Annotated in this window: 16 protein-coding genes; 4 read left to right on the forward strand and 12 right to left on the reverse strand. The window is 68.2% G+C overall.

Going from position 1 to position 17,673, the window contains the following annotated elements:
• The 3 genes from PV646_RS20155 to PV646_RS20165 all read right to left on the reverse strand — a co-directional run bounded on the left by PV646_RS20155 (window position 1) and on the right by PV646_RS20165 (window position 2,974).
• A complete protein-coding gene (locus PV646_RS20155; protein WP_500343704.1) occupies window positions 1-1,047 on the reverse strand; it encodes a hypothetical protein in 1,047 nt (348 codons plus the stop codon).
• Window positions 1,044-2,513: an FAD-dependent oxidoreductase gene (locus PV646_RS20160; protein ID WP_500343705.1), complete on the reverse strand. Its 1,470-nt coding sequence runs from the start codon at window positions 2,511-2,513 to the stop codon at window positions 1,044-1,046. Before PV646_RS20160 ends, PV646_RS20155 begins: the two co-directional genes overlap by 4 nt.
• Before the next feature lie 62 nt (window positions 2,514-2,575).
• Complete coding sequence (locus PV646_RS20165; RefSeq protein WP_500343706.1) at window positions 2,576-2,974, reverse strand: integrase core domain-containing protein; 399 nt, start codon at window positions 2,972-2,974, stop codon at window positions 2,576-2,578.
• A gap of 633 nt (window positions 2,975-3,607) precedes the next feature.
• On the opposite strand from PV646_RS20165, the gene PV646_RS20170 reads away from it, so the two are divergent.
• Window positions 3,608-4,369 carry an endonuclease/exonuclease/phosphatase family protein gene (locus PV646_RS20170; protein WP_500343707.1) on the forward strand — a complete coding sequence of 254 codons (762 nt, stop codon included), beginning with the start codon at window positions 3,608-3,610 and terminating at the stop codon, window positions 4,367-4,369.
• A gap of 159 nt (window positions 4,370-4,528) precedes the next feature.
• On the opposite strand, the gene PV646_RS20175 is transcribed toward PV646_RS20170, so the two are convergent.
• Both PV646_RS20175 and PV646_RS20180 read right to left on the reverse strand, forming a co-directional pair.
• Window positions 4,529-4,699, reverse strand: a complete 171-nt coding sequence (locus PV646_RS20175) for a hypothetical protein (protein ID WP_500343708.1) — start codon at window positions 4,697-4,699, stop codon at window positions 4,529-4,531.
• Window positions 4,700-4,798: 99 nt separating this feature from the next.
• Window positions 4,799-6,412, reverse strand: coding sequence for a peptide chain release factor 3 (locus PV646_RS20180; RefSeq protein WP_500343709.1), 1,614 nt, complete (start codon window positions 6,410-6,412; stop codon window positions 4,799-4,801).
• Between the two features lie 151 nt (window positions 6,413-6,563).
• Between PV646_RS20180 and PV646_RS20185 the strand changes: the two genes are divergently transcribed.
• The gene (locus tag PV646_RS20185) at window positions 6,564-6,935 is read left to right on the forward strand and encodes a MerR family transcriptional regulator (protein WP_500345040.1); all 372 of its coding nucleotides are present in this window, start codon (window positions 6,564-6,566) and stop codon (window positions 6,933-6,935) included.
• Between the two features lie 72 nt (window positions 6,936-7,007).
• Complete coding sequence (locus PV646_RS20190; protein WP_500343710.1) at window positions 7,008-8,684, forward strand: ribonuclease J; 1,677 nt, start codon at window positions 7,008-7,010, stop codon at window positions 8,682-8,684.
• A 406-nt stretch (window positions 8,685-9,090) separates the two neighbouring features.
• On the opposite strand, the gene PV646_RS20195 is transcribed toward PV646_RS20190, so the two are convergent.
• The 6 genes from PV646_RS20195 to PV646_RS20220 form a co-directional block, all read right to left on the reverse strand.
• Complete coding sequence (locus PV646_RS20195; protein ID WP_500343711.1) at window positions 9,091-9,948, reverse strand: RCC1 domain-containing protein; 858 nt, start codon at window positions 9,946-9,948, stop codon at window positions 9,091-9,093.
• Window positions 9,949-10,036: 88 nt separating this feature from the next.
• A complete protein-coding gene (locus tag PV646_RS20200) occupies window positions 10,037-11,293 on the reverse strand; it encodes a cation:proton antiporter domain-containing protein (RefSeq protein ID WP_500343712.1) in 1,257 nt (418 codons plus the stop codon).
• A gap of 42 nt (window positions 11,294-11,335) precedes the next feature.
• Window positions 11,336-12,235, reverse strand: a complete 900-nt coding sequence (locus tag PV646_RS20205; protein ID WP_500343713.1) for an NAD(P)/FAD-dependent oxidoreductase — start codon at window positions 12,233-12,235, stop codon at window positions 11,336-11,338.
• Window positions 12,236-12,306: 71 nt separating this feature from the next.
• Window positions 12,307-14,655, reverse strand: a complete 2,349-nt coding sequence (locus PV646_RS20210) for an ATP-binding cassette domain-containing protein (RefSeq protein ID WP_500343714.1) — start codon at window positions 14,653-14,655, stop codon at window positions 12,307-12,309.
• Window positions 14,656-14,698: 43 nt separating this feature from the next.
• Window positions 14,699-15,529: an ABC transporter permease gene (locus tag PV646_RS20215; protein WP_500343715.1), complete on the reverse strand. Its 831-nt coding sequence runs from the start codon at window positions 15,527-15,529 to the stop codon at window positions 14,699-14,701.
• Window positions 15,529-16,533 (reverse strand): ATP-binding cassette domain-containing protein, encoded by a 1,005-nt coding sequence (locus tag PV646_RS20220; protein ID WP_500343716.1) that lies wholly within the window; start codon window positions 16,531-16,533, stop codon window positions 15,529-15,531. The genes PV646_RS20215 and PV646_RS20220 overlap by 1 nt, the downstream gene beginning before the upstream one ends.
• A gap of 120 nt (window positions 16,534-16,653) precedes the next feature.
• Here PV646_RS20220 and PV646_RS20225 point away from each other — a divergent pair, with 120 nt between their 5' ends.
• Window positions 16,654-17,403, forward strand: a complete 750-nt coding sequence (locus tag PV646_RS20225; RefSeq protein WP_500343717.1) for a TioE family transcriptional regulator — start codon at window positions 16,654-16,656, stop codon at window positions 17,401-17,403.
• 35 nt (window positions 17,404-17,438) lie between these two features.
• On the opposite strand, the gene PV646_RS20230 is transcribed toward PV646_RS20225, so the two are convergent.
• Window positions 17,439-17,654, reverse strand: coding sequence for an MbtH family protein (locus tag PV646_RS20230; protein WP_500343718.1), 216 nt, complete (start codon window positions 17,652-17,654; stop codon window positions 17,439-17,441).
• Between the last annotated feature and the right edge of the window lie 19 nt (window positions 17,655-17,673).

Here is a 17,673-nt window from a genome sequence, read left to right on the forward strand (position 1 = left end):
TCAGACGACGGAAGGTGCTTTCCGGTGCACGCGACGCAGCGCCGTGAGCAACAGACCGGCCCCGATGAAACAGGCGAGCGCGTAGAGCGCGCCTGTGATCGGTGGGCCGTCAGGAAGAGCGCTGATCCAGAACACCGCCATCCCGCCCAGGTAGACGGCCGGGTAGATCCGGACGAAGGCCGACAGCGGTTCACCAGGACCCGGCGACCTCAGCTGCGACAGGACGATCCAGCCACCGGCCAGCCACACCAGGGCCAGCTCGACGCCGAGAACCCAGGCCTGGGCGGTGGCGTTGCCGCTGAAGAAGCTCGACGGAATGCCCGCGATCGCCATGGTCGGTGGCGTGAGGACGCCGGCGAGTAGAACGCGCGGCACCAACGACCGCCCGCGGCGCTCGCCGACCAGGCACACGACCAGATAGGTCATGGCCCCCAACGAAACGGACGCGAACAGCAGCATGCTCGTCATCGGCACCGCCGCCAGCGCGGGGTGGTTGACGATGCGGTTGTCCGGGTTCCAGGCCCACCACTTCAGCTGTGGTCCGATGTGGTCGAACACCTCGTAGAACACCTGGCAGGCGAAGGCGACGGCGACCGACCCCACGAGTGCGCCGCGGCGCCGGAAGATGCCGAGCGACCGCACCAGCTCGTAGGCGAGCTGACTGATCACCGGGTAGAACGCGATGATGTACAGCGGCAACCTGTCCCACATGAACTGCACGGTGAACTGGTTGTGGGCAAAGATGAAACCGTAGATCTCGTTGAGTCCGAACCACTCCGGGAAGTACAGCGGTGGTTCGATCACCGCGAGGTACACCAGCGACGTCCACCACAGCGCCAGGTTGATCGGATCGCCGTGGCGGTAGCGGCGCAACGCGTGCACCAGAGCGAAAACGGCGCCGCCGATGATGAGCAGCTCGAGCAGCGGCATCGTCCAGTGCGCGAGATCCCACGGAAACCGCACCGAGACCACAGGTGACACGTCGTGGCAGTCGAAGCCGAGGCCGCGGGCGACGGCTTCCGCCTCCGGCCCGCACACGGCGCTCATCGCGTGGCAACCGTTGCCGCGGCACCGTTCGGCGAGTAGTCAGTGGCCGGCGGCTCCGCCTGGGGATCGAACCCGAAGGGAATCCGCTGCCGTCCCAGCGCCGTCCGGATCCGGTAACGCACGAGCGCCGCGATCACCCGCGGGTTCCGCATCATCTCGCCCAGCGACTCGTCCATGTTGAACACCTTCGCGAAGTGCTCGTCGACCACCTCGTACTCACGCGCCGCACCGACGATGAGGCTGAAGGCCGGGCCGGACATGGCCGCGAGAACACGACGCCACCACTCCGGCACCTTCTCGGTGCCCACCGCGCACTCGTAGCCCTGGTCCCGCGCCATGGCCAGCGACCAGGGCACCGTGAGCGATTTGCGTTGTGCCACGAGGAACCTGGTGTAGAACTCCGCGTCGAGGCGTTGCGCGCGAGACAGGTGCTCGCGCAGCAACAATGCAGACATCGACGCAGAACTGATTCCCTGCGCGTAGAACGGGTTGAACGCGCAGATCGAGTCGCCGACGAACACCAGACCAGGTGTGCTCAAGCGGTCGTAGCGCCGCCACTTGTTGCCCGTCGACCGGGTCAGGTGCACCTCCGAGGTGGGTGAACACCGGTCCATCGCGGCCGCGAACAACGGCGTCCGCACTCGGCGCGCCGACTCGACGAACGCCTCGGTGGTGCGGGGCATGTCGATGCCCCACGAGCCCATGCAGGCGATGACGCGGTTCCCCTCGACGGGAAAGAAGTTCACCAGGAACTCGTGCTCGACGGGGTGCTCCCCCTTGTCCGGGGTGGGCATGATCACCAGGTGCTGCCACCACCACGACGCCGGTCGCTCAACAGGTGAGGGCAGCTCGTACCAGCGCGAGGTGTAGGTGACCTTGGCGTCGAGCGTGCGCACCTCCGGCTCGGGCCATCCGGCGGCCACGAGCCAGCCGCTGACCGAAGACCCGCGACCCATCGCGTCCACCACGAGGTCGGCGTCGAGGTGCTCCTCGCCGGCGGGCGTGGACAGGCCGACCCCGGTGACCGCCCCGTCCCGCGTGGTGAGGCCGTGCACCGAGACACCTTCGCGAATGGTCGTGTTGGGCAGAACTCGAACCGCGTCGCGCAACACGCGTTCGATGAGGATCCGCGATCCGTAGATCATCGTCATCGCCCCGCGCTTGCGCGCCGACCAGCCCTCCCCGTCGAGGTAGGCGGCGTCCAGGGACGGCATCAGGTGCAACCCGCCCGCGGCGATGAGCGCGTCCTCGAATCCGGGGAACAGCGCCCCGATCGCGCGCCGTCCCGAGTTGAGCAGGAAGTGCGGGTGCTTGCTCTGCGGCACGCCACGCCGGTGCTCCGCGGCGGCCGGAAGCTCGTCCCGTTCCAGCACCACCACCTGGTCGAAGTAGGGGGCGAGCGCCCCGGCGGCGCACAGACCAGCGGTGCTGCCACCCAGTACGACGGCGGTTCTGCCCAGCGTCACGCGGACCACCCCTCGTCATTCATACAATCAGGACTCGAATGTATGAATGACGAAGAGCGGCGTCAATCCGGCTTACGGGCTACGGCTTGTCGTTCGTACTCGTTGATCAAGCCGCCGAGCACTCGCCGACGACGTACGGATCCACAACCCGGCCCTGCGATGGGGTGATCCGGTTGCGGCGGAGTGTGGTCCCGCGATCTGTGTGGCCTTCGGTGGTTGACGTAGCGGTTCAGCGCTGACTTCAGGTGACGCTCATCGATGATGAGCAGCCGGTCGGTGAGCTCGCGCCTGACAGTGCCGACAAAGCGTTCCGCGTAGCAGCTGGCCCGTGGACATCGCGGTGGGATCTTCGCAACGTCGATGCCGGCGTCAGCGGGAACGGAATCGAACGACACTGTGAACTGGCCGGCCCTGTCACGAACCAGGAAACGAAACTCGCTGGCCCGGTCACCCAACTCCATGAGGAAATTGCGAACCTGCTGCGTGGTCGACGGCCCATCGGGGTTGGTGGTGGTGCCGAGGATGTGGACCTAGCGGGTGCAGACCTCCAGCATGCTCGCCGCCTGAGCGCACAGGAACCGCCGCCACGACGTGTCGGTATCCCGAGTCGGCGAAGGCGGAATCCGAAGCCGCTTCAGCACGCGACGAACAGTCGACGCGGCCGTCCGGTGGCCGAGCTTGAACCGTAGCCAGCGAAGTAGTCGCCGCACCAACGCGGACAGCACCGCACGCATGCCGACCGAACGACAGTGCCCGACCACGCCGCCGCCGGTCGTGACCGGATCCCAGGCCTCGCACCATCCACGGTGGCGTGAAGCGTATCGAGACGAGGTGCGACCGTTCGGACGAAAGAGCTGCGACACGCTTGAACTGCAAAGACGCATTTTCAGGCACGGAAGGCCAACACAACCCCACGCAACGTGGGCAGCAGGTGCGCGTCACTGTGAGAAAGACGTCCCTGCCGTCGGAGGTAGTTAGCCGTGCGAGTCTTGGTCTGCGTCATCCTGTTGGCAGCAAACCTGATGAACGCAGGGAATGCGGGGGCCTCCGAACGGCCGTTGATCGGACCCGCACGCGGCGATTCGTTGCACATCATGTCGTTCAACCTGAGATACGCCTCGCTCCAGGAACCGAACTCGTGGACGACCAGACGGCCGATCATGGCCGAGCTGCTGCGGCGCGAGCAGCCGACCGTGATCGGCACGCAGGAGGGCCTTTTCGCTCAGCTCAAGGACATCGAGCGCGACCTGCCCGCGCAGTACGACTGGATCGGTGTCGACAGGGCCGGGGGCAGCAGGGACGAGTTCACGGCCGTTTTCTTCGACAGCTCGCGGGTCGATCCCCTTGAGTTCGACCACTTCTGGCTGTCCGCGACGCCGACCGTGACGGGCTCGAAGTCGTGGGGAAACAAGTTGATCCGCATGGTCACGTGGGTGCGGTTCACCGATCGCGTGACAGGCAAGCAGTTCGTCGTCGTGAACACTCATTTCGACCACGAGTCGGAGACCTCCCGCCTGCGCAGCGCGGAGCTGGTGCGGGACCGGGTCGGTGCCATCGCGCCGGGACTGCCGGTTGTGCTCACCGGTGACTTCAACGCCGCACCCGCCGCGCCCACACACGACATCCTGACGAGCGGGACGGGCCTGACCGACTCCTGGCTCGCCACCGTGGAACGCCGTACCCCGCTGTACGCGACGTTCCACGGCTACCGGCCGCTCGTGCCGAACGGGTCGCGCATCGACTGGATTCTCATCCGAGGCGTCCGGGTGCTCCTGGCCGCGGCGATCAACACCTTCCAGCGAGGTGGCCGGCTCCCGTCCGACCACCTCCCGGTCCAGGCGTTGATCAGACTCTGACAGCGCCTCGTTCCCAGCGGCGGAACCGCACGACGGTGAACCGACCAGCTGAAGCTTTAGCCCTGTTCAGGTGGCTTGTGTGATCACCAGGTGCCTGTCTGCTCCAGGTCGTGCCGGCCTGAGTGGCGAATCTGGTCGTGGAGATCCACGACGCGGCCGCTACGCCGGGAAGGTCGTGGTGCGGTCAGTACGGCGTTGTTCTTCTGTGAGCCCGTTGCGCCAGCTCGGGTCGTAGGCTGGCACCGCTTCCAGTTCCACCAGCACGTCCGCGAAGCGCTGGAGGTCATCCGGTTCCGGCGACGGCACAACGTCGACATCGTTGGGCTGCACGTCCGCGCCGTAGACGGCTAGAACGACGGATCGCTCATCACACAGTGGCGAACCGCTTCCTCCAGGTGCAGCGCAGACTTCTCCCCCGGCGAAGGACGGTCAGTCGTCGGTCCCTGCGACGAGGGACTCCAGTCGCACCTCGGGATGCAGGCGCCGCATGACGCCCAGCGCGGTGGAGTCGACGAACAGGGCGAGGTCCACGCCGTCGGTGCGGGTGAGCACCTCGGTGCGGTTGCCGTCCACCAGGGACCGTTGCCTGGGGTCGGCCAGGCGGCGCACGACGGTGTAGGGCAACGGTTCCAGCCGCACGGGCGACTTGAACTCCGCTTCGAGGCGATGTGCCGCGACCTCGAACTGCATGGGGCCGACCGCGGCGAACACCGGCGCCCCGTCACCGCGACGCGACGAACGCAGGATCTGCACGACGCCTTCGGACTCCAATTGCTCGATGCCTCTGCGGAACTGCTTGGAGCGACTGAGGTCCGCCGGTCGCGCGACGGCGAAGTGCGCCGGCGCGAAGCTGGGCAAACCAGGGAAACGCACCACGGGTTTGCCCGCGTGCAGGGTGTCGCCCACGCCCAGCGCGGTGGCGTTGACCAACCCGATCACATCACCGGGAAAGGCCGTGTCCAAGGTGGAGCGCTGTTGGCCGAAGACCTGTTGCACGTACTTGGTGGCGAACGGCTTGCCCGTGGCGGCGTTGGTCACGACCATGCCTCGCTCGAACACGCCGGAGCACACACGCGCGAACGCGATCTGGTCGCGGTGCGCGCGATCCATGCCCGTCTGCACCTTGAACACGAACGCCGAGAACGGCGCGTCCAGCTTGCGCGGATCACCGGCGGCATCCGGCCGCGCGGTGGGGCGGGGCGCGATCTCGACGAGCAGGTCGAGCAGCTGCCGCACACCGAAGTTGAGCACCGCCGACCCGAAGAGCACCGGTGTCGCCGTGGCGGCGAGGAACCGCTCGAGCTCGAACTCACCGCCGGACGCGCCGAGCAGTTCCGCTTCCTCGCAGGCACGCGTCCAGCCCGCGCCCTCCTCGGCTTCGGCCTGACTCGGCAGCAGGTGCTCCTCGCCCGCGGCGGTGGCTCCGCCCGCGGTGCGCTGGTAGCGCACGAAGTGCCCGCTGCGGCGGTCGAGCACGCCGCGGAAGTGGCCGGCGTCGCCGACCGGCCAGGTCAGCGGCATCGCCTGCAGCCCGATCCGCTCGCCCAGCTCGTCGCACAGGTCCAGCGCGTCCCGGCCGGGACGGTCCCACTTGTTGATGAACGTGATCACGGGGATGCCGCGGTAGCGGCAGACGTCGAACAGCTTGAGGGTCTGCGGCTCCAGGCCTTTGGCCGCGTCGAGCAGCATGACCGCACAGTCCACCGCCGACAGCACCCGGTAGGTGTCCTCGGAGAAGTCGGCGTGGCCGGGAGTGTCCAGCAGGTTGATCACGCAGTCGCGGTAGGAGAACTGCAACGCGGCGGACGTGATGGAGATCCCGCGCGCCTTCTCCATCTCCATCCAGTCCGACACCACACCGCGCCGACCGGCCTTGCCGTGCACCGCGCCGGCCTCGGAGATCACCTTCGCGTGCAGGGCCAGCGCCTCGGTCATGGTCGACTTGCCCGCGTCCGGATGACTGATCACCGCGAAGGTGCGCCTGCGTTCCGCCTCCGCGAGCACGGTCGCGGAGGAGGCGGTCACCGGGGTGGCGGTGGTCATTCGCGGTCCTTCGGGGTAGACGACATCTCGCCAAACTCTACCCTCACGTGACGGTAATCTGGACCTGCCCCGGAGGCACGAGTGGGGGTACGAGCACCAGAATGGCTGGTGATCGTGACGCATTTCGGGAAGGGATGTTGTGGGCGAGCACATGCAGATCGGCGAGGTGGCTGAGCGGACCGGTCTGTCGTTGCGCACGATCCGTTACTACGAGGAGGTCGACCTGGTGGTGCCGAGCGCGCGCAGCCAGGGCGGTTTCCGTCTCTACACCGAGCCTGACGTGCAACGCCTCGACATGATCAAGCGGATGAAACCGCTCGGCTTCCAGCTCGAGGAGATGCGCGAGCTGCTCGAGATCCTCGACGCGCTGTCCACTGGCGACGATCCTGATCGCGACAAGCATCTCGACCGCCTCTCTGGGTTCTGGACCGCCGCCGACGAACGCTGTCAGCAGCTGCGCGCACAGCTGCGCATCGCCGAGGACTTCGCCACGACGCTGCGGTCCCACCTGCCCTCGGACTGACGAACATCACGCCTGGCCCGCGTCGCCGATTTCCTCTCACCGGCAACTCTCACGTAACGTGAGGGTGTGACCATGGCTCGAACGTCCACCCCTCCGCCCGCACTCGCCCCGGATGCCCTGCGGGTCATCGCCCTCGGCGGCCTCGGTGAGATCGGCCGGAACATGACCGTGTTCGAGCACGAGGGCAAGCTGCTCATCGTCGACTGCGGGGTCCTGTTCCCCGAGGAGCACCAGCCCGGTGTCGACGTGATCCTCCCTGACTGGAGCTGCATCCGGGACCGGCTGGCCGACGTGGTCGCCATCGTGCTGACCCACGGCCACGAGGACCACATCGGGGGCGTGCCGTACCTGCTGCGGGAACGACGGGACATCCCGGTCATCGGCTCCCGGCTCACGCTGAAGTTCCTGGCCGCCAAGCTGGCCGAGCACCGGATCAAGCCCGTCCTGGTCGAGGTCCGGGAAGACGAACAGCTCACTCGAGGGCCGTTCGACCTGGAGTTCCTCGCCGTCAACCACTCCATCCCCGACGGTCTGGCCATCGCCATCCGCACCGACGCCGGTCTCGTGCTGCACACCGGTGACTTCAAGATGGACCAGTTCCCGCTCGACAAGCGGATCACCGACCTCCGCGGCTTCGCCCGCCTCGGCGAGGAGGGCGTCGACCTGTTCCTCGTCGACTCCACCAACGCCGACGTGCCCGGCTTCACCACCTCGGAACGCGATCTCGCGCCCGCGATCGACGAGGTGTTCCGCACCACGCCGCGCCGGGTGATCGTTTCCAGCTTCGCCAGCCACGTGCACCGCATCCAGCAGGTGCTCGACGCCGCGGCCGCGCACGGCCGCAAGGTCGCCTTCGTCGGCCGCTCCATGGTCCGCAACATGGGTCTGGCCGCCGAGCTGGAGTACCTGAAGGTGCCCGACGGGCTCGTCGTCGACATCAGGGACGCCAACCGGCTTCCCGCCCACCAGGTGACGCTGGTGTGCACCGGGTCGCAGGGAGAGCCGATGGCCGCTCTGTCCCGCATGGCGGCCGGCGAGCACGAGATCGTCATCGTCGAGGGCGACACCGTCCTGCTGGCCAGCTCTCTGATCCCCGGCAACGAGAACGCCATCTACCGCGTGATCAACGGCCTGACCGACCTCGGTGCCAACGTGGTGCACAAGGGCAACGCCAAGGTCCACGTCTCCGGGCACGCCAGCGCCGGTGAACTGGTCTACTGCTACAACCTCGTGCAACCCACCAACGTCCTGCCCGTGCACGGCGAGGCACGCCACCTGCGGGCCAACGCCGAGCTGGCCGTCAAGACCGGGGTCGACCGCGACCAGGTGCTCGTCGCCGCGAACGGCCACGTCATCGACCTGCACGAGGGCCGGGCCTCGATCACCGGCCAGGTCGAGATCCACAACATCTACGTCGACGGCCAGACCGTCGGCGGCGTCACCGAGGACTCCCTGGCGCAGCGCCGCACGCTGGGCGAAGAAGGCATGATCACCGTAGTCGCCATCATCGACACCGACACCGGGCAGCTCGACGACACACCCGACTTCATCGCCCACGGCTTCGAACACGACGCCTCGACGTTCCTGCCGGTGATCCCCGCCATCGAGAAGGCTCTCGCGGGCGCGGCGGAGAGGAACACCACCGACGTGGCGGAGTTCGAACGTCTCATCGGCCAGCAGGTGCAAATGTGGGCACAACGCACATACCGCCGCCGACCGGTGGTCATCCCGGTCGTCATCGAAGCCTGAATCGCACGTGGTGATGACCATGAGCAACCCGCGCCGATTCGAAGCGACGAGCATCTTGCTACATGTGTGGACTCAAGTCCGCCCTCGGACATAAGCATTAACCACAGTGGCCGTGAGATTGATGGAAACATCAGCCTCACGGCCACTGTGCGTATAGAGGACTTGCAGGTCAAGCCGCTTGTAGAGGTCAGTGAGGCTCTCTGCCTCGGCTCCGGCCAGGTCTCCGAGCACGTGGATCTCGGCATCTCCGAACCCGCGCGCCGTCGGCAGGGTGCGTCGTCACCAACCTCGCCGGCGGTCCCCTCCACATCGGCGTCCACGGGCTGGTCGCGGACGCGGACGCCGATACCCACGCGGCGATCCTGGCGTTGATCGAACGCCTGGACCCCGGCTGGTGTCCGAGGGGTCAGGGGCCGGGCCGGACCTCCGTCCAGGAGCCGATGTCGCACTGACCGTGGTCGTTGTTCCCCGCGCTGACGACCGTGCCGTCGGCGCGCAGGCCCAGAGTGTGGATCGAGCCCGCCGCCACCTCGACCACGTCCTGCCACTCGCCGACGTCGCACTGCCCCTGACTGTTGTCGCCGGCCGCGAGGACTCGGCCGTCCGCCGTCAGGCCTACGGTGTGGTAGCTGCCCGCGGAGACCGCCACCACGCCTTCCCAGCCCGCTACGCCGCTCGCTCCGGTCGTGGGCTCCCCCGCCGACACCACGCGGCCGTCGCTGCGCAGACCGATGGTGTGCAGGTAGCCGGCCGCTACGGCGGTGAGGTCGCGCCAGCCGTGGACGGCGGAGCACTGTTCGCGGCGGTCGATTCCCACCGCCACCGCCGTACCGTCCGCCCTGAGTCCGACCGAGTGCCAGTCGCCGCAGGACAGCGCGACGATCTCCCGCCAGGACTGCACGGCGAGCTGGCCTTCCGCTCCCCTGCCCACCGCCAGCACGGTGCCGTCGGTGCGGAGACCGAGTGTGCGGCGCCAGCCGGCGGACACGGCGGTGACGTCGCGCCATTCGGCCACGTCGCACTGGGAGTCGGCGTTCCAGCCCGCCGCCACCACTGTGCCGTCCGCGCGAAGCCCTACCGTGTGGGACTTTCCGGTGTTCGACGCGCTGTGGACGTTGCCCGCCGCGACGGCCACGACGTCGGTCCACCGCTCGACCCGGCACTCGCGGGCGGCGTTGTTCCCCACTGCGAGCACCGTGCCGTCCCCACGGCGTCCGACCGAATGACGACGCCCGGCCGCCAGTGCCGATGCGTTCCCCTGCATTCCGCCTCCTGCCAACGAAAACTGGAGGCTCGATCATCTCATCGACGGGGAAACGGCGCCGACGCAGGGCTGTGCACCAACAGCTGATTCACCTCGTCGCGACCGGACCGCGGACACCACGAGCGGCCGGTACCTCGTAATCGTTCTCCACCAACGGTTTCGGGTGGATCAACCGCAGCAGCGGGCCCGTCATCATGGTCGTCACCACCGCCATCACGACCATGATCGAGTAGAGCGACCGGTCCAGGACGCCCAGTTGCAGACCGACGGTGAGGATGATCAGTTCGGTGAGGCCGCGGCAGTTCATCAGGGTCGCGAGCGCCGCGGACGTGCGCGCGGGCAACCGTTGCAGGCGCGCGCCGGCGAACGCTCCGCCGAACTTGCCGCCGACGGCGACCAGCAGCACCAGGGCCAGCTCGACGAGTCCCGTGGTGCCGATGCCGGAGAGGTTCACCTTCAGCCCGGTGACGATGAAGAACACCGGCAGCAGCAAGGCGCCGTTGAACTCGCCGACCCGCTCGATCAGCGCTCCCCGCAACGCTTCCGTGTCGTCACGCGGCATCACGACGCCGAAGAGGAACGCGCCGAAGATGAAGTGCAGCCCGATCCACTCGGTCGCCGCGCCAGACGTCAGCAGGCCGGCCAGCACGACCGCGAGCCGTCCGGTGGTCAGCCCGGTTCCGTGCGCGGCGAACAGGCGGCGCAGCAACGGCCGCACGACCAGGAACATCACCGCGACGTAGAGCGGGACCAGCCCGATCAGCCACTGGTCGCCGCCGCCGGACACCATCACGACCACCGCCAGCAACGACCACGCGAGCACGTCGTCGATCGCGGCACAGGTCAGCGCCAGGCCTCCCAGCGCGGTGCGGAGCATGCCCCGGTCGGCCAGGATCCTTGCCAGCACCGGGAAAGCCGTCACCGCCATGGCCGCTCCGATGAACAGCACGAACCCGAGCCGGTGCGGCGGATCGTGGTTCTCGATCAGCAGGAACGCGAGGCCGGCGCCCAGCGCGAACGGCAGCACGATCGACGAGACCGAGACGGTGAGCGCGATCCGGCCGCGCCCCTTCAGCAGCGTGCGCTCCAGTCCGAGGCCGACCACGAACATGAACACCGCCACGCCGACGTTGGCCAGCGCGGCCAGGAACGGGCGCACGTCCATCGGGAACAGTGCCGCGGAGAACGACTCGCCGAACAACGTCGGCCCCAGCAGGATCCCCGCCAGCACCTCGCCGATCACCGGCGGCTGGTCCAGTTTCGCGGCGAGCATCGCCAGCAGTCTGGCCAGCGCGACGATCACGGCGAGGTCCAGCAACAGGAAGAGCACCTGGTGGGTGGTCACCGATTCTCCTTACGACACCCCGATCGCCGGCCGTCCCGAGGACTACCCGAGGTCGGCCATGACGAGGTTCATCGCGAGCGCCTCGCCCGCGGTCACCCCGGACGCCGCCGCGGACATGAGCTGGGCACGGGCGTCGCTCGCGTTGCCCGCCACCCAGAGTCCCGGCACGGACGTGCGTCCGGTGGGGTCCTCGACCGGCAGGTAGGTGCCGAGGCCCATGGGCAGGTCGACGGGTTTGAGACCGAGCGGGGCGAGGAAGTCCGCGCGCACCTCGACCCTGGAGTGCACGACCAGGTTGTCGCGCGGGACGACCGTGCCGTCGGCGAGGAGGACGCCCTCGTCGGTGAACGCCTGGACCCGGCCGGGAACCACTCGCACGTTGCGCGAGTCGAGTTGCTGTCGCTGGGTGTCGTCGAGTTCCACCTCGTCGTTGAGGAACAGCACCATGTCGTCGGACCACCGGCACCAGAGCAGCGTCGTCCACACCACGCCGAGGGGCTGGCCGAGCACGCCGATCGCGGACCCGCGCGTCTCGTAGCCGTGGCAGTGTCCACAGTGGAACACCGACCTGCCCCAGCGCTCGGTGAGGCCTGAAACGTCGGGCAGCACGTCGGAAAGTCCGATGGCGACCAGCACCCGGCGCGCGCCGGCCGTCGAACCGTCCGCCAGCTCCACCTGGAATCCGGGCCCGTCGGCGGTGATGCCGCTGACCGTGCCCGTGCGGAATTCGACGCCGTACCGCTCGGCGTCGGCCCGGCCGGCGGCCCGGAAGTCGTTGGGGGTGAACGATTCCCGGGTCAGGAAGTTGTGCACCTCCGCCGCGGTGGCGTTGCGGGGTTCGTTCGCGTCGATGACGAGCACGGACCGCAACGCCCGGCCCAGCACCACGGCGGCGGCCAGGCCGGCGGGCCCTCCGCCCACGATTGCCACGTCATGAGTCATGCGACAACCGTTTCAGGGCAGTGGACCCGCGGCCAGCGGTATTGCGCAGATCTGTCGCCACCGCGAGGAGATCAGGCTCCGACGTACTCCGCCAGGTGCTCACCGGTGAGGGTGGAGCGACCGGCGACCAGATCGGCCGGCGTGCCTTCGAAGACGACCTTGCCACCGTCGTGACCCGCGCCGGGGCCGAGATCGATGATCCAGTCGGCGTGCGCCATGACCGCCTGGTGGTGCTCGATGACGATCACCGACCGGCCGGCGTCGACGAGCCGGTCGAGCATGCCGAGCAGGTGCTCGACGTCGGCGAGGTGCAGGCCGGTGGTCGGCTCGTCGAGCACGTAGACGCCGCCCTTCTCCGCCATGTGCGTCGCCAGCTTCAGCCGCTGCCGTTCCCCGCCGGAGAGGGTGGGCAGGGGCTGGCCCAGCGAGACGTAGCCGAGCCCGACGTCGGCGAGCCGGTCCAGGACCGCGACCGCGGCCGGCGTGCGCGCCTTGCCGGAGCTGAAGAACGCCTGCGCCTCCGAAACCTGCATGGCCAGCACTTCACTGATGTCACGGCCGCCGAGCTTGTATTGCAGCACGGAGGCGTGGAACCGCTTGCCCTCGCAGTCCTCGCAGGTGGTCGCGACGCCCGCCATGATCGCCAGATCGGTGTAGATGACACCCGCCCCCTTGCAGGTGGGGCAAGCGCCTTCCGAGTTCGGGCTGAACAACGCGGGCTTCACGGAATTGGCCTTGGCGAACGCCTTCCGGATCGGCTCCAGCATGCCGGTGTAGGTGGCGGGGTTGCTCCGCCGCGACCCCTTGATCGGCCCCTGGTCGATCGAGATCACGCCGTCGAGTCCCGACACCGAGCCCGCGATCAGCGAACTCTTGCCGGAACCGGCCACGCCGGTCACCACGACGAGCAGTCCGAGCGGGATGTCGACGTCGACGTCCCGCAGGTTGTGCTTGTTCGCGCCCCTGATCTCCAGTGCGCCCGACGACCGGCGCACCTCGTCCTTGAGCCTCGCCCGGTCGTCGAGGTGGCGGCCGGTCAGCGTGCCGCTGGCCCGCAGGTCCGCGACGGTGCCCTCGAAGCAGACGGTGCCGCCCGCCGTGCCCGCGCCGGGACCGAGGTCGACGACGTGGTCGGCGATGGCGATGGTCTCCGGCTTGTGCTCGACGACCAGCACGGTGTTGCTCTTGTCCCGCAACCGTCGCAGCAGAGTGTTCATCCGCTGGATGTCGTGCGGGTGCAGGCCGACCGTCGGCTCGTCGAAGACGTAGGTGACGTCGGTGAGCGGCGACCCCAGGTGCCGGATCATCTTGACGCGCTGCGCCTCGCCGCCGGACAGCGTGCTGGAGGCCCGGTCGAGCGAGAGGTAGCCGAGCCCGATGCTCACGAAGGAGTCGAGACTGTCCACCAGGGACGCCAACAGCGGCGCGACCGACGGCTCGTCCAGGCCACGCACCCATTCGGCGAGGTCGCTGATCTGCATCGCCGAGGCGTCCGCGATGTTGACGCCCCGGATCCTGGATCCCAGCGCCTGCTTGCTCAACCGGGTGCCGTCGCACTCGGGGCACGTCATGAAGGTGACCGCGCGTTCCACGAAGGCCCGCACGTTCGGCTGCAGCGACTCGACGTCCTTGCTGAGCAACGACTTCTGCACCCTGGCGATGAGACCCTCGTAGGTCGTGTTGAGGTCCTTGATCTTCAGCCGGACCGGCTGGTGGTAGAGGAAGTCCTCGCGCTCCTTCTTGGTGTACCTGCCGATCGGCTTGTCGGCGTCGAGCAGCCCCGACTCCGCGTAGACCCGCCAGTTCCAGCCACCGATGTGGTAGCCGGGCACGGTGATGGCGCCGTCGGCGAGCGACTTCTCGGCGTCGTAGAGCTGGTCGAGGTCGAGGTCGGTCACGGAGCCCATGCCCTCGCACCTCGGGCACATGCCGCCCGAGATGTCGAAGGTGCGCTGGTCCTCGACCGTCCTGCCCTTCTGCTCCTGCGTCACCGCGTTCACGACGCTGAGCGACGGGATGTTGAACGAGTACGCCCTGACGGAGCTCAGGCGTGGTTCGGCGAGCCGGCTGAACAGGATGCGCAGGATCGCGTTGGTGTCCGTGACGGTGCCGACGGTGGAGCGCGGGTTGTTGCCGATGCGCTCCTGGCTGACGATCATCGCGGTCGTCAGCCCTTCGAGCACGTCGACGTCCGGACGGGACAGCGTGGGCATGAACCCCTGCACGAACGCGCTGTACGTCTCGTTGATCAGCCGCTGCGACTCCGCGGCGATCGTGTCGAACACCAGTGAGCTCTTGCCGGAGCCGGACACACCGGTGAACACGGTCAGCTTGCGCTTGGGGATCTCCACCTTGATGTCTTTGAGATTGTTCTCCCGCGCCCCGAACACCCGGATGAGGTCGTGCGACGGATCGGTCATGGAGACTCCATCAGCGGTCGGAAGTGGCTGCTACGAATGACTTTCAGCGAGACTGCGACGCGTACTTGCGGACGGAGAGCGGCGCGGTGACGAGGATGATCCCGACCGCCCAGGCGAGCGTCACCCAGACGTTGTCGCCCACAGGCGTGCCGCTGAACAACGCGCGCAACGAGTTGACGACGGTGGTCATCGGGGTGTGGTCGGCGTAGACCCGCAGCCAGCCCGGCATCGACTCGGTCGGCACGAACGCCGACGAGAGGAAGCTGAACGGGAACATCCAGATCAGGCCGATCTGCTGGGCGGCGGCCGGACCGCTCGCCGTCACGCCGATGAAGGCGCCGAGCCAGGACAGCGAGTAGCCGAAGAACAGCAGCAGCGCGATGCCGCCGATCGCCGGCAGGAAACCGCCGAGGAACCGGAATCCGATGATCGTGCCGACGACGATCATCACGACCAGCGACACGACGGTGCGCAGGATCTCCGACACCGTGCGCCCCACGAGCACGGACGACCGGCTGATCGGCATCGACCGGAAGCGGTCCATGATCCCGTCCTGCATGTCCATGGACATGCCCATGGTGGCGCTCGCGACCGAGCCGAACAGCACCATCTGCACGAAGATGCCCGGCAGCAGGAACTGCGTGTAGTCACCGCCGGGAACGTCGACCGCGCCGCCGAACACGAGGCTGAACAACAGGATGAACATCACCGGCTGGATGAGCGCGAACATCACCAGCTGGGGGCTGCGCAGGATCGTGCGGATGTTGCGCTTCGCCATCTCCGACGCGCCGGTGAGCCACCACGAGAGGCCACGCCCCGGCACCTGGACGGCGGCCGTGCCGCCGGTCTTGCGCTCGGCAGTCGTCGCGACCATTACCGTCCACCATTCCGCGCGGGCTGCGCCTTGCCGTTGTTGTTGCTCGCGGCCGCGTCGGCGGGGTGCCCGGTGACCGCGAGGAAGACGTCGTCGAGGGTCGGGCGCCGCAGGGCCACGTCGCTGACCGCGATCCCGGCGTCCTTGAACACGTACAACAGGTCGGCCATCGTGCCGCCGTCCGAGACGGGGGCACTGACCCGCATGGCGTCGAGGTCGACGACCGGTTCGACGCCGAGCTTGGCGCGCAGCGCCTCCTTGGCCTGGTCGATCGCCGCGGTGTCGATGACCGTCACGTCGACCCAGTCCGGGCCCACGTCCGCCTTCAGCTCGTTCGGCGTGCCGTTCTTGATGACCTTGCCGTGCTCGATCATCGACAGCGAGTCGGCGAGCTGGTCGGCCTCGTCCAGGTACTGCGTGGTGAGCAGGACGGTGGTGCCGTCCTTGTGCAGTTCGCGCACCAGTTCCCAGACCTGGATGCGGCTGCGCGGGTCGAGCCCGGTCGTGGGCTCGTCGAGGAACAGCAGCTTCGGCCTGGCCATCAGGCTCGCGGCGAGGTCGAGCCTGCGCCGCATGCCGCCCGAGTACGTCTTGGCCTGCCGCTCGGCCGCGTCGACCAGCTGGAAGCGTTCCAGCAACTCGTCCGCGCGCGCTGCGGCGTCACGCTTCGACAGCCCGAACAGCCTGCCGAACATGCACAGGTTCTCGCGCCCGGTCATCACCTTGTCGATCGCGGCGTCCTGGCCGGTGAGGCCGATGGCCGCACGGGCGCGCCACGCGTCCCGCACGACGTCGAGGCCGAACACCTCCGCCTTGCCCTCGTCGGGCGCGAGCAACGTGCTGAGGATCCGCACGACCGTCGTCTTGCCCGCGCCGTTCGGGCCGAGCAGGCCGTGGATCGCGCCTTCCGGAACCGTCAGCTCGAAGGCGTCGAGCGCGGTGACCACACCCCGTTTGGACTCGAAGCGTTTGGTGAGACCGGTCACCTGGACCGCTGCGGGCATGGGAGACCCCCTACTCCATAGATCTTGGTGGAGAACTGAACATCTAAACCATACACCTGCAATTACGGGTTAAACTTTGATTCGTTGCTGGCCAGGTGGCTGTGCGATAAGTTTAAAACCGTGTTGAAGAAGCTACGTCCCGTCGACCTCGCCCGTGAGCACAAGATCTCACCTCAGGCGGTCCGCAACTACGAGCAGGACGGACTCATCCCGCCCGCCGAACGCACGGACGCCGGTTACCGGGTCTACACCGAGGTGCACGCCGTCGCACTGCGCGCTTTCCTGGCGCTGGTGCCCGCCCACGGCTACGCGATCGCCCGCGAGATCATGCGCGCGCTCGAAGAGGGAGACCTCGACGCCGCGCTGCGGTCGGTCGACCGCAGCCACGCCCAGCTCCTGCGCGACCGCAAGACGCTGGACTCGGTCGGGCAGGCCGTCACCCACCTGACGACGGCACCGGACACCGAGTCCGCCGCGCAGGGACGCCGGGTGGCGTTCAGCATCGGCAAGCTGTCGGACCGCCTCGGCGTGACCGTCGCGACCCTGCGGAACTGGGAGGCCGCGGGCATCCTGGTCCCCCAGCGCACCTCCGGGCACCGCGTCTACAACGCCGACGACGTCAGGGACGCCGAGCTCGCGCACCTCCTGCGCCGCGGCGGCTACCCGCTCGAGCAGATCTCGACGGTGGTCGAGCAGGTCCGCACGGCCGGCGGCACGCGGGCGCTGTCCGAGGCTCTGGAGAACTGGCAGCAACGGCTGACCGCGCGCGGTGTCGCGATGCTCGGCGCGGCCAGCAAACTCGGCGACTACGTGGCGATTCTCGGCGTCGCCGGGCCCGCGCCGGCCCCGCCGCACGCGGCCGGCGAGTGAGCCCGTGGACGGACCGTCCGTCCACGGGCTTCGCCTCACGAGGTCTTCATCGCCTCACGCAGACTCCTGGGCCGCATGTCGGTCCAGTTCTCGTCGACGTAGGCGACGGCGTCCGCCCGCCCGGCCGGCCCGAACACGACGCGCCAGCCGGCGGGAACGTCCGCGAACGTCGGCCACAGCGAGTGCTGCTCCTCGTCGTTGACCAGCACGTGGAATTCGCCGTTCTCGTCGTCGAACGGATTCATGGACATTTCTTCCTCCATTGCCGTG

This window comes from Streptomyces sp. ID05-26A (genome assembly GCF_033794685.1).
Taxonomy (GTDB): domain Bacteria; phylum Actinomycetota; class Actinomycetes; order Mycobacteriales; family Pseudonocardiaceae; genus Lentzea.

Excerpts from the sequence above, each read along its gene's own strand:
- PV646_RS20230 (WP_500343718.1), bottom strand. The coding sequence starts at position 17,654 with ATGTCCATGAATCCGTTCGACGACGAGAACGGCGAATTCCACGTGCTG.
- PV646_RS20165 (WP_500343706.1), bottom strand. The coding sequence starts at position 2,974 with ATGGAGTTGGGTGACCGGGCCAGCGAGTTTCGTTTCCTGGTTCGTGAC.
- PV646_RS20170 (WP_500343707.1), top strand. The coding sequence starts at position 3,608 with ATGTCGTTCAACCTGAGATACGCCTCGCTCCAGGAACCGAACTCGTGG.
- PV646_RS20185 (WP_500345040.1), top strand. The coding sequence starts at position 6,564 with ATGCAGATCGGCGAGGTGGCTGAGCGGACCGGTCTGTCGTTGCGCACG.
- PV646_RS20180 (WP_500343709.1), bottom strand. The coding sequence starts at position 6,412 with ATGACCACCGCCACCCCGGTGACCGCCTCCTCCGCGACCGTGCTCGCG.
- PV646_RS20155 (WP_500343704.1), bottom strand. The coding sequence starts at position 1,047 with ATGAGCGCCGTGTGCGGGCCGGAGGCGGAAGCCGTCGCCCGCGGCCTC.
- PV646_RS20195 (WP_500343711.1), bottom strand. The coding sequence starts at position 9,948 with ATGCAGGGGAACGCATCGGCACTGGCGGCCGGGCGTCGTCATTCGGTC.
- PV646_RS20220 (WP_500343716.1), bottom strand. The coding sequence starts at position 16,533 with ATGCCCGCAGCGGTCCAGGTGACCGGTCTCACCAAACGCTTCGAGTCC.
- PV646_RS20205 (WP_500343713.1), bottom strand. The coding sequence starts at position 12,235 with ATGACTCATGACGTGGCAATCGTGGGCGGAGGGCCCGCCGGCCTGGCC.
- PV646_RS20215 (WP_500343715.1), bottom strand. The coding sequence starts at position 15,529 with ATGGTCGCGACGACTGCCGAGCGCAAGACCGGCGGCACGGCCGCCGTC.
- PV646_RS20210 (WP_500343714.1), bottom strand. The coding sequence starts at position 14,655 with ATGACCGATCCGTCGCACGACCTCATCCGGGTGTTCGGGGCGCGGGAG.
- PV646_RS20190 (WP_500343710.1), top strand. The coding sequence starts at position 7,008 with ATGGCTCGAACGTCCACCCCTCCGCCCGCACTCGCCCCGGATGCCCTG.